The organism is Thermosynechococcus sp. HN-54 (assembly GCF_023650955.1).
GTDB lineage: Bacteria > Cyanobacteriota > Cyanobacteriia > Thermosynechococcales > Thermosynechococcaceae > Thermosynechococcus.
The window spans coordinates 885,028-896,975 of record NZ_CP098039.1; the positions used below are offsets into that span (position 1 = coordinate 885,028).

At 56.1% G+C, this 11,948-nt stretch carries 7 protein-coding genes; 4 read left to right on the top strand and 3 right to left on the bottom strand.

The window, feature by feature from the left end:
• The first annotated feature begins 7 nt into the window (after window positions 1–7).
• A complete protein-coding gene (secA, locus tag NBE99_RS04210; protein ID WP_250683245.1) occupies window positions 8–2,797 on the top strand; it encodes a preprotein translocase subunit SecA in 2,790 nt (929 codons plus the stop codon).
• A gap of 99 nt (window positions 2,798–2,896) precedes the next feature.
• Window positions 2,897–4,624, top strand: a complete 1,728-nt coding sequence (locus NBE99_RS04215; RefSeq protein WP_250683246.1) for a phosphodiester glycosidase family protein — start codon at window positions 2,897–2,899, stop codon at window positions 4,622–4,624.
• Here NBE99_RS04215 and NBE99_RS04220 read toward each other — a convergent pair.
• Together NBE99_RS04220 and NBE99_RS04225 are read right to left on the bottom strand one after the other, a co-directional pair.
• Window positions 4,621–5,775, bottom strand: coding sequence for a M23 family metallopeptidase (locus NBE99_RS04220; protein WP_250683247.1), 1,155 nt, complete (start codon window positions 5,773–5,775; stop codon window positions 4,621–4,623). The two genes, NBE99_RS04215 and NBE99_RS04220, sit on opposite strands and share 4 nt — an antisense overlap.
• A gap of 47 nt (window positions 5,776–5,822) precedes the next feature.
• Window positions 5,823–7,148: a cobyrinate a,c-diamide synthase gene (locus NBE99_RS04225; protein WP_250683248.1), complete on the bottom strand. Its 1,326-nt coding sequence runs from the start codon at window positions 7,146–7,148 to the stop codon at window positions 5,823–5,825.
• 157 nt (window positions 7,149–7,305) lie between these two features.
• Between NBE99_RS04225 and NBE99_RS04230 the strand changes: the two genes are divergently transcribed.
• Entirely contained in the window at window positions 7,306–9,504 is a 2,199-nt protein-coding gene (locus tag NBE99_RS04230) for a phosphoketolase (RefSeq protein ID WP_250683249.1), read from the top strand.
• A 6-nt stretch (window positions 9,505–9,510) separates the two neighbouring features.
• Window positions 9,511–10,701: a Coenzyme F420 hydrogenase/dehydrogenase, beta subunit C-terminal domain gene (locus tag NBE99_RS04235; protein ID WP_250683250.1), complete on the top strand. Its 1,191-nt coding sequence runs from the start codon at window positions 9,511–9,513 to the stop codon at window positions 10,699–10,701.
• Window positions 10,702–10,758: 57 nt separating this feature from the next.
• Here the strand turns inward: NBE99_RS04235 and psbA are convergent, their stop codons facing one another.
• Window positions 10,759–11,841 (bottom strand): photosystem II q(b) protein, encoded by a 1,083-nt coding sequence (gene psbA / locus NBE99_RS04240; RefSeq protein ID WP_250683251.1) that lies wholly within the window; start codon window positions 11,839–11,841, stop codon window positions 10,759–10,761.
• Window positions 11,842–11,948: the final 107 nt, after the last annotated feature.

Sequence of the window (11,948 nt, forward strand, 5' to 3'; positions counted from 1 at the left end):
CCGTCGCATGCTGAAAGCCCTATTTGGCGATCCCAATCAGCGCAAGGTTAAAAAGTATCAGCCCCTTGTGGTCGAGATTAACCTGCTGGAGGAACAAGTTCAGGCCCTCAGCGATAGTGAGCTACAGGCCAAAACCGCTGAGTTTCGGCAGCGACTCGACAATGGCGAGACCCTCGATGATCTGCTGCCAGAAGCCTTTGCCGTGGTGCGTGAAGCCTCGCGTCGGGTGCTGGGGATGCGCCACTTTGATGTCCAGCTCATTGGGGGCATGATCCTTCACGATGGCCAAATCGCCGAAATGAAAACGGGGGAAGGGAAAACCCTCGTGGCCACGCTGCCGGCCTACCTCAATGCCCTCACGGGTAAAGGGGTACACATTGTTACCGTCAACGACTACCTGGCACGGCGGGATGCGGAATGGATGGGGCAAGTGCATCGCTTCTTGGGCTTAACCGTGGGACTCATTCAGCAGCAGATGGCACCCCAAGAGCGGCAAAAAAGCTATGCCTGTGACATTACCTACGCCACCAACAGCGAGATTGGCTTTGATTACTTGCGGGACAACATGGCCACCTCCATGGCCGAAGTGGTGCAGCGTCCCTTCAATTACTGCATCATTGACGAGGTGGATTCGGTACTGATTGACGAAGCCCGCACGCCCCTGATTATCTCTGGTCAGGTGGAGCGTCCCACCGAGAAGTATCTCAAGGCGGCTGAAGTCGCCCGCCTCCTGAAAAAGGATGAGCACTACGAGGTGGATGAAAAAGCTCGCAATGTCCTCATGACCGATGAGGGGTTTATCGAAGCTGAAAAACTATTGGGGGTGAGCGATCTCTATGACCCCCAAGACCCTTGGGCACACTATATCTTTAATGCCATCAAGGCCAAGGAACTCTTCCAGCGGGATGTCAACTACATTGTCCGCAATGGTGAAGTGGTAATTGTGGACGAGTTTACCGGCCGGGTGATGGTGGGTCGCCGCTGGAGTGATGGCTTACATCAAGCGATCGAAGCCAAGGAAGGCCTAGAAATTCAAAATGAGTCCCAAACCCTCGCCACAATTACGTACCAAAATCTCTTTTTGCTCTATCCCAAGTTGGCTGGTATGACCGGTACAGCCAAGACCGAAGAGGCCGAATTCGAGAAAATCTACAAGCTGGAAGTGACGGTGGTGCCGACCAATCGCCCCAGCCAGCGGCGGGACTATCCCGATGTGGTCTATAAGACAGAGCGGGCTAAATGGTTGGCGGTAGCCTCTGAATGTGCGGAGGTTCATGCCACCGGGCGGCCAGTGCTGGTGGGAACGACCAGCGTGGAAAAGTCTGAGCTACTGTCGCAACTGCTGCGGGAGTTAGAAATCCCCCACAACCTCCTCAATGCTAAGCCAGAAAATGTGGAGCGGGAGGCGGAGATCATTGCCCAAGCGGGGCGCAAGGGGGCAGTGACCATTGCCACCAACATGGCAGGGCGAGGCACCGACATTATCTTGGGGGGAAATGCCGACTATATGGCGCGCCTCAAGGTTCGGGAATACCTGATGCCCCGCATTGTCATGCCCCCCAGTGATGATCCGATGATGCTGCTGGGGTTGAAGACGGATCGCGGGGGTGGCCAAGGGTTTAGTCAAGCGGCTCAGAGAAACTGGAAGGCCTCGCCGGGACTCTTTCCCTGCGAAATCAGTAAGGAGGCGGAAAAACTGCTACGCCATGCTGTAGATGTGGCGGTCAAGACCTATGGGGAGCGCAGTCTGCCAGAGTTACAGGCGGAGGATATGCTGGCGATCGCCTCTGAAAAAGCGCCCACTCAAGACCCTGTGATTCAAGCCCTGCGGGATGCCTTTAACCGTATTCGCGAAGAATATGAAGTCTTCACCAAGAAAGAACACGAAGAGGTGGTGGCTCTCGGTGGCTTGCACGTGATTGGCACAGAACGCCATGAATCGCGGCGGATTGACAACCAGTTGCGGGGACGGGCAGGACGCCAAGGCGACCCCGGATCAACGCGGTTTTTCCTAAGCTTAGAGGATAATCTACTGCGCATCTTCGGGGGCGATCGCGTGGCCAGCATTATGAATGCCCTGCGCGTGGACGAGGATATGCCCATTGAATCGGGACTGCTGACCCGCAGTTTGGAGAATGCCCAGCGTAAGGTGGAAACCTACTACTACGACATCCGCAAACAGGTCTTTGAGTACGACGAGGTGATGAATAACCAGCGGCGTGCCATCTATGCCGAGCGGCGGCGGGTGCTCGAAGGGGAAGACCTCAAGGATCGGGTGCTAGAGTATGCTGAAAAAACCATGGACGACATTATTGCCGCCTATGTCAACCCCGATCTGCCCCCAGAGGAATGGGATTTGGAGGGCTTGGTGGCCAAGGTGCAGGAATTTGTCTATTTGCTTTCGGATCTGCGCCCTGAACATCTCGCCCACCTGAGCGTACCGGAGATGCAAGCCTTTTTGCATGAGCAAGTGCGCACTGCCTACGAGCAAAAAGAGGCGGAAATTGAGCGCATCCAGCCGGGATTGATGCGGCAGGCGGAACGGTTCTTTATCCTGCAGCAGATTGATCTGCTGTGGCGGGAGCACCTGCAACAGATGGATGCCCTGCGGGAGTCGGTTGGCCTACGGGGCTATGGCCAAGAGGATCCCTTGGTGGAGTACAAACGCGAGGGCTATGAACTGTTTCTGGACATGATGGTAATGATTCGCCGCAACGTGGTCTATTCTCTGTTCCAGTTCCAACCCCAAGTGGCACCGCCCCCAGAGGAGGTATCCTCATCCTCGGATCAGGCCTAGCCTCGTTTTCCAAGCTCATGTCTCTGCCTTGGAGCAATTGTTAATGCTTTGCAGTCAACTATACTGGCAGAGTTTCAGTATGGATGTGCAGGGTTGAGGGTGTTTTCAAGGTCAGTTTACTGGGTTCTGGGGAGTGCAATTGCTGTCGCGATCGCTCCTTCAACTATTCCCTTAGCCCAAGGGAGTCAGGGCGATCGCCTGAACTTAAATGGCCGCGACTACCCCGTGGCTTGGCAACAGTGGCGCGATAACCAAAATCAACTGCGCACCGGCATTAGTGATGGTGGTCTTGCCCATCGCTTGGGGGTGCTTCTTGGGGATACCACGGATCCCTTGCAGCAACCCGTGGCTTGGTTTCAGCCCCAATTTAGTCCCTTGGCGGTGCGCTTTAGCCCTAATGGTATGTATCGCTACTTGGACATTACACCGTGGATTGAGCAATATCAATGGCAGGTGCAACCCCAAGGGAATACGCTTCAGATCAGAACACCACCGGCACGGATCCTCAGTTGGCGGCAGGGACGACAACCGTGGGGCGATCGCTGGGTCTTTGAATTAGACCGCCCCACCCCTTGGCAGATCAATCGGCTCACCTTTAGTCGCACAGCTCTCACCCCCCGCGATCTTAGCCTGACGATTGAAGCGACGGGACAGTTGGCCACGATTCCCAACGTCAAAATTACCGCTACCCCCAATCGCACGGTGCTGGAAACAAAAATTCCCGGCACAGCTCGCCCAGTGGCCTCAATGCTGCTGAACCCACCCCGTCTGGTGATTGATTTTCGCAGTGATGCGCCACCGCCACGTACGATTCAATGGGCACCCGGACTGCGCTGGCAACAGCAAACCGTGACCCTCGGCAATCGCCAGTTTCCAGTGGATTTGCTGGTCATCAATCCGCAACAGCCGGGTTTGCGTCTGCGTCCCCTCGGAATGACCCCTACAACTTTAGTGGGGTTAGCAACGCTGCCTGAACTGGCTCAACGCTGGCAAGTAGCCGCAGCCATTAATGCAGGATTCTTTAATCGCGATCGCCAAGCGCCCTTGGGGGCCATTCGCAGTGACGGCAACTGGCTCTCAGGCCCGATTCTCAATCGCGGTGCCATTGGCTGGGATGATCGCGGTCAAGTTGTGGTTGGTCGTCTCAGTTTACAGCAGCGGGTGAAGACACCCAGCGGCACGCTGCCCATTGCAACCTTCAATTCCGGCTATGTCCAAGCGGGTCTAGCGCTCTATACCCCCAATTGGGGCACCAGTTACCGCGGTAAAACGGGCAGCGAAGTGGTGATTACCGTGCGCAATCAGCAGGTGGTGGGGCAGCAACCCATCAACAACAATCAAACACTGCCCATTCCTGGGGATGGCTTTCTTCTAGTGGCGCGCAACTTTAATTCCGCTTTGGCCAACTTCCCACCGGGCGCCTCAGTCCAAGTGGAAACCACTGCCGTGCCCGCTGCCTTCAATGCCATGCCCAATATTGTTGGTGCAGGCCCGCTGTTGGTGGAACAGGGGCAAGTGGTTTTGAATGCGGCGCTAGAGCAATTTGGTGCGGGTTTGGATGCCCAAGCGGCGCCCCGCAGTGCCATGGGCAATCGCAGGGATGGCAGTATTGTCTGGGTGACGACTCACAACCGTGTTGGTGGGATGGGACCGACTCTCGCTGAGTGGGCACAAATTGTGCGGCAGTTGGGCTTGATCAACGCAGTGAATCTGGATGGGGGTAGTTCAACCGCCCTGTATATGGGTGGGGTCTTGGTGGATCGCCATTCGGTGACAACAACACGGGTGAACAACGCCATTGGTGTGTTTTGGCAACCAAGCCCCTAGAGATAGGCCAGAGGATCGCTGGGTTCACCGTTTAGGCGCACTTCAAAGTGAAGGTGGGGGCCGGTTGAGAGTCCTGTGGAGCCAACCTCAGCAATGGGCTGCCCCTGTTGCACAAATTCACCTTCCCGTACGAGCAATCGCTGGGCATGGGCATAGAGGGTGGTCATGCCGCCGCCATGATCTAGAATCACGGTTTGACCATAGCCCCCTGACCAACCGGCAAAAATGACGGTACCTGCTTCGGCAGCAAAGATCAAGGTGCCAAAATCCGCTCCAAAGTCCACCCCGGCATGGAACCGCCGCGTGCCTAAAATCGGGTGAATGCGCCAGCCAAAGGGACTGGTCATTGGCGCTTGAATGGGGTAAGCAAGACGACCACTGCGCGGCAAGGGGGACATACCCCTAGGGACATAACCGAGGCGCTGACTAATGAGTTGCTGAATCGCGGCACTGTCACGGGCGAGTTGGGCTTCAATGGAGGTTAAGGCCTGGCGATCGCTCCGCAGGCGAGCAATGAGTTGGCGTTGACTTTCGACTTCGCGTTCATAAATGGCCTGCTGCTGTTGGAGTTGGCGGCGCAGGGCTTGAATAAATTTCTGTTGCACTTGAATGTGGCGCTCCTGCTGTTGTAGCCGCTGGCGATCGCGAACCAAAGCGGCCAAGTGCTGGCGATCGCGCTCATACACCTGACGCAGGCGACCCTGCTGCTCAAACCAGTCATTCAGCGTTTCCGCTTCAAAGATCATTGCCCACTGGGGAATCTCGCGATAGCGTTGCAGCCGCCGTAGGCGATCGCTAATCACGGCCACACTGGCGTTGTAGCGCTGGCTGAGGGTTTGTTGCTGCTCCTGGAGGTCTTTGAGCAGTTTTTCTGCTGCTTGCAGGCGATCGCTGGCCGCCATTAACTGTTGTGTGGTTGTATCCACATTGGTTTCCAAGCTCTCAAGGCGATCGCTCGCCGCTGCCTCAAGGCGTTCTAGTTGTTGACGCTGCTGACCTACCGCCTGCTGGTGCTGCTGATGTTGTTGGATCACCCGCTGCCAATACTCCAAGTTTTGGGAGGGCGCCGTTGCCCAAGCCGCCAAAGTCACGCCTAGCACCACTAGCAGCCCAAGGCAAAGGTATAGCCCGTAGCGGTATTGCTTTGGCATTGACTGCCCTCAACCCACCTTCAACAACTACGTCACCTTGACTGGCATTATCCAACCTGCGCCGCCTGCTGGAGAAAGCGGACGGCCCACTGCGGATGCCCACCCCAATGGAGATGCAGATAACTGGCATGGAGGCGAGGATTGCCCCAGCCTTCCGGTGCACCATTCAATTGCCACAGGGGCGTTGGCGGTGGTGCACTCAAATGAGAATAGTGAAATTCATGACCCTGAACCACCTCTCCCGCCTGCAGACACACCGTTGTTTGCAAAGCCGTGGCTTGGCGATAGCCGAGGGTGAGTTTTTTACCCATATGGGCAACCGCTGACAAATGTCCCACCAAAGGGTAGTAGTGCCCCTCGGAGGTTTGGATGCCTTGGGAAAGATACATTAAGCCACCACACTCGGCATAGATAGCTAAGCCCCCTTGAATGGCCTGCCGCAGTGATTCAAGAAACGAGTGATTTGCCGCTAGCTCTGGCGCAAACACCTCTGGAAAGCCACCCCCCAAGATCAAACCGTTAAGACCTGTGGGCAAGTGGGTATCCCGCAAGGGTGAGACCGGAATTAACGTTGCTCCCAAGGCTTGAAGCAGATCAAGGGTGTCAGCATAGTAAAAGTGGAAGGCGCTATCTTGAGCAATACCAATGGCGACTTGAGTAACGGGGGAAACGCTAACAGGGGAGGCTGAGGGAGTGGGCGCAGGGGCAAGGAGCGGTGTGAGTCGCTCCCAGTCAAAACAGGTGTTGCCCAAATGGGCTAGGCGATCGCCAAGGGCTTGAAACTCGCGGCATTCGTGGGGCGGCACTAAGCCCAGATGGCGACTGGGGAGTGCCAAAGCTTGATCTCGATAAATCACTCCTAAAATAGGCACCCCAAGGGGAGCAAGAGCAGCTTCCAAGATTTGCCGATGGCGATCGCTGGCCACTCGATTTAAGACCACGCCGGCAATCTGGAGAGAGGGATCATAGTGGCAAAAGCCATAGACCAAGGCCGCCACGGAAGCCGCCTGTTTTTGCACATCCAAAACCAGTAGGATAGGGGCCTTCAAAAGGTGTGCCACGTGGGCGGTACTGCCCTCAGGGGTGCCCCCCCGGCCATCAAATAGCCCCATCACCCCTTCAATAAGCACTGCATCCATGCCCTGACTGTAATAGCCCACACAGGCTCGCACATACTCAGCACTGGTCAAGACCACGTCAAGGTTACGGCAGGGGCGACCACTAATCGTGCTGTGAAACAGGGGATCAATGTAGTCAGGCCCCACCTTAAACGTTTGTAGCCGCTGCCCCCGTGCCTTTAAGGCAGCATTCAACGCCAATGCCACCGTGGTTTTCCCGACCCCGCTGCGATCGCCCGCAATCACCAACACCATTGTTAATCCCGTTCCCCAAGAAAAATCAATCTATGGCCAGAATCCATCGCAATGCCTGCATTTCAGGGAGATTCCCTGCCCCAGCCACCGTAAGAGCGACCCCCCACCCCTGTAAGATAGGAGACTAAGCGTGCAGTCAACAGTTGGGTCAGGGTCTATGACAGCGGTAACTTCGGTGCCCAGTTTCTGTGAAGGAATTCAGTATTTTGGCAGTGATTGGCCAGACTGGGATCGCTATGGTCAAAGACCGCTCCTCAATGCCCAACAGAGTGCCCTTACGGACTTAGACGCCACCGAGGCCGCCTATCAAACGCTGCTCTATGCCGATGCCCTCCGTTATCTGATCTTACAAATGACTGGCAGTAAGGCCTCCGGTCACCCCGGTGGGTTTGCCAGCCAAGCGGAAGCCTATGCCGCCCTAGTGATGTTGGGGCACAAAAATATCATCACGGAAGTGGGACACCATGCCCCCGGCTTCTATGCCGCCATGTTCTTGGATCGCTCCCTAGAAAAGATGGGCATTTATACGGTTCAAGACCTGCGCGATCGCTTCCGTGAAAAACATGGCCTTCTTGGCCACCTTTCTGGTTATATTCCCGGCATTCTCGCTCCGGCAGGTCCCCTTGGACAGGGACAGCACTTTGCCATGGCCGCTGCTTGGTTGCACCGCCACATCCTCTTTCCCTTCACCTTGGGGGATGGTGGCTTAGGGGAACCCTACGTCATGAGCAGTATGGCGCACTGCCACACCGCTTTTCCAGAGGTGACCAACTTCCTACCCGTCCTCGTGTGGAATGGCTTTAGCCAAGAGCACCACAGCATGGTCTCCCTGAAAAGCAATCCGGAAATGATGGCCTACTGGCACGGCAACGGCTTCCAAGAGGTGGTCCTAGTGGATGCCAAGGACTTTGACGACAGCGGCCAAGAGGGAGATTACGTTGATAGCACCCAGTTTTCCTTTGATCAGCGCTTGGCCTTTATGCAGGCTGTCCTCAAGGGGGTTCAAGAGGCGGCGCGATCAGCTCTTTCGGGCAAACTGACGGTTTTTATCCTCAAGCAACTGAAAGGAGCCGGCGTGCACGCCAAGGGGGCAAAATCCCATAACCTCTATGCCCAGCACACCCTCGACAATCCCGATATTGTCAATGCCCTAAAAGCCCGCGCCCTGTCTCCCGCTGCTTGGGAACTGGTGCGTCAAAACTGTGTTGCCGCGGCTGGCGGACCGGCGGCAGAGGTAGTGGTCACCGAGCAGGTTTTGGAGTTACCTTCCCTTGGCGAGATTGCCCTTGAGGCCTATGCATTGGGTGAAAACAAGGTGGCGACCACAGCCATGGGACGCATGGTGGCCGAAGTGGGACAGCGTGATCGCCGCTATCTGGTCACCAATGCCGATGGCAACGAAGCCTCTGGAATTGGCAACATCAACCAAGCCCTGAAGATCATTCACCCGACGACGGATCCCCTTTACAACCAGGTGCCCAATGGCCAAGTCTATGAACCCCTCAGCGAAGATGCCTGCGCAGGTCTGGCAGCAGGGTTGTGCTTGATGGGCAGCCGCAGCCTTTGGTGCTCCTATGAGTCCTTTGCCATTAATGGCCTCCCCATTTGGCAAACCGTCACCCAAGCCATGGCAGAGTTGCGCCGTCCGACGCCCGCCACAGTAACCCTCTATACCGCCGGTGCCCTTGAGCAGGGGCGCAATGGTTGGACGCACCAACGCCCGGAAATTGAAGCCTACTACGCTGCCCTACTGCGCAATGGCAATGTCTTTGCTCTCTTTCCACCGGATGCCAACAGTATTCAAGTGTGCTACCGCTGGGCACTGACGGCACAAAACAAGGGGATTGCCATCTTTGCCAGTAAAACCCCCCTACCAGTGCGCACCACATTTGCCCAAACCGAACAGGCTCTTGATGAGGGTGCGGTGACCCTCTATGAGTCTGCCAGTGGTGGTGCCACATTGGTGCTAGCGGTGCTAGGGGACATGATTTTGCAGCCCGTGTATGGTGCCCTCCCCCAGTTGGAACAGCTCGGCTATCGGGTGCGGATTGTCTCGGTCATCAACCCCCGCCGTCTGTATCGTCCCACGGATGTTGCTTGGCAAACCTGTGCTGAACCGGATGGCGGCTTTGCCGATGAGGCCACCTTTGAGCGTCTTTTTGGCGGTGATGCCCTCTTAGGAGTGACGGGGGGTGCAGCCGCTCTCTTGGAACCGATTCTCTTGCGCGCTACCTGTCCCCGCGATGTCTTGGCTTGGCAGCGGGGAGAAACGACCGCCAGCCCTGCAGAACTCATGGCCTACAATGGCCTGACCCCAGAGGGGATTTGCGATCGCGCCCGTTCACTTCTAAAGTAAGTGCCCATGACTGCTGCCCATCAAAAAGCCCGTGCCCTCAAGCGCGGTAGCCCCCGCCCCGCCAAGGCGCTGTGCAGTGAGTGTGGCCTCTGCGACACCTACTACATCCACTACGTCAAGGAGGCATGTGCCTTCCTCAATCAGCAGTTTGAGAGCCTCGAGCAGCAAAGTCATGGCCGTGCCCGCAACCTCGACAATTGGGACGAGTGCTACTTTGGCGTTCACCAGCAGATGATGGCGGCTCGCAAAACCGAACCCATTGCGGGGGCGCAGTGGACGGGTATCGTCAGCAGTATTGCCATTGCCATGTTGGAGTCGGGACGGGTCGAGGGCGTTGTCTGCGTTCAAAATAGCGAGAGCGATCGCTTTACCCCCAAGCCCGTGATTGCCCGCACCCGTGAGGAGATTCTGGCCGCTCGCGTCAATAAACCCACCTTATCTCCCAATCTTTCAGTGCTGGAGCAGGTGGAGCAATCCGGCCTCAAACGGCTGTTGGTGATTGGGGTTGGCTGTCAAATTCAGGCGCTACGAGCCGTACAGGACAAACTGGGTCTTGAAAAGCTCTATGTGCTAGGCACCCCCTGCGTGGATAACGTCACCCGTGCCGGTCTGCAAAAATTTCTGGAAACTACGAGCCGATCGCCCGAAACCGTCATTTACTACGAGTTCATGCAGGACTTTCGCGTACATTTCAAGCACAGCGACGGCTCCACAGAAACGGTGCCCTTCTTTGGCCTCAAAACGAATCAACTCAAGGATGTCTTTGCCCCCTCCTGCATGAGTTGCTTTGACTACGTCAATGGTCTTGCCGATCTGGTCGTGGGCTACATGGGTGCTCCCTTTGGTTGGCAGTGGCTGGTGGTGCGCAATGACCTTGGCCAAGAAATGCTCGACCTCGTGCGCGATCAATTGGAAACGCAGCCCGTCACAAGTGCCGGCGATCGCCACGCTGCGGTGCAACAAAGTATTCCCGCCTACGATAAAGGCGTCACGCTCCCCCTGTGGGCGGCAAAACTAGTCGGCCTAGTGATTGAGCGGATTGGCCCTAAAGGGCTTGAATATGCCCGCTTTTCCATTGACTCCCACTTCACCCGCAACTATCTCTATGTGCGGCGCAACTATCCCCACAAACTCGCCGCTCACGTGCCCGCCTTTGCCAAAAAAATTGTTGATCAGTACCAACTGCCCCCCCAATAAAAAAACCGCCCCTCGTTGCAGGAGCGGCTTCGTACAAGTTCAGCAGATGAGTGTTACTTAGCTGTTGATGCTCGGAGCAATCATGGCCACAGGAGCAGACTCAGCGCTAGCCAAGTCGAGGGGGAAGTTGTGAGCATTGCGCTCGTGCATCACTTCCATACCCAAGTTGGCACGGTTGATGATGTCCGCCCAGGTGTTGATCACGTTGCCCTTGGCATCAATGACGGAGTGGTTGAAGTTGAAACCGTTGAGGTTGAAGGCCATCGTGCTGATACCCAGAGCGGTGAACCAGACCCCCACCACCGGCCAAGCAGCGAGGAAGAAGTGCAGGGCACGGCTGTTGTTGAAGCTGGCGTATTGGAAGATCAAGCGACCAAAGTAACCGTGGGCCGCCACGATGTTGTAGGTCTCTTCCTCTTGACCGAATTTGTAACCGTAGTTGGTGGATTCGGTTTCGGTGGTTTCACGAATCAAGCTGGAGGTCACCAGAGAACCGTGCATGGCCGAGAACAGAGCACCACCAAAGACACCGGCTACACCCAGTTGGTGGAAGGGGTGCATGAGGATGTTGTGCTCCGCTTGGAACACAATCATGAAGTTGAAGGTACCAGAGATACCGAGGGGCATCCCGTCAGAGAAGCTGCCTTGACCAATGGGGTAGATCAAGAACACCGCAAAGGCAGAGGCCAAGGGCGCAGAGTAGGCCACGCAGATCCAAGGCCGCATACCGAGGCGGTAGCTGAGTTCCCACTGGCGACCCATGTAGCAGGAGGCACCCAACAGGAAGTGGAAGATGATCAGCTGGTAAGGGCCACCGTTGTAGAGCCACTCATCGAGGGAAGCAGCTTCCCAAATGGGGTAGAAGTGCAAGCCAATGGCGTTGCTGGAGGGGACAACCGCACCAGTGATGATGTTGTTGCCATAGATCAAGGAGCCAGAAACAGGCTCACGGATGCCATCGATGTCCACAGGGGGAGCAGCGATGAAAGCAATCACAAAGCAGATGGTAGCGGCGAGCAGGGTGGGGATCATAATCACACCAAACCAGCCCACATAGAGGCGGTTATCGGTGCTGGTCACCCAGTTACAAAACCGCTCCCACAAATTTGCGCTTTCGCGACGTTGGAGAGTTGTGGTCATAGTCGTGATAAGTCCAATTTCCATTTACAAACCCTTGAAAACAGTTATAAACTGCAAGGGCTTAAGCATTAACTTAATAGTTGCCCCAAGGGATCGGGGAGAGGCCT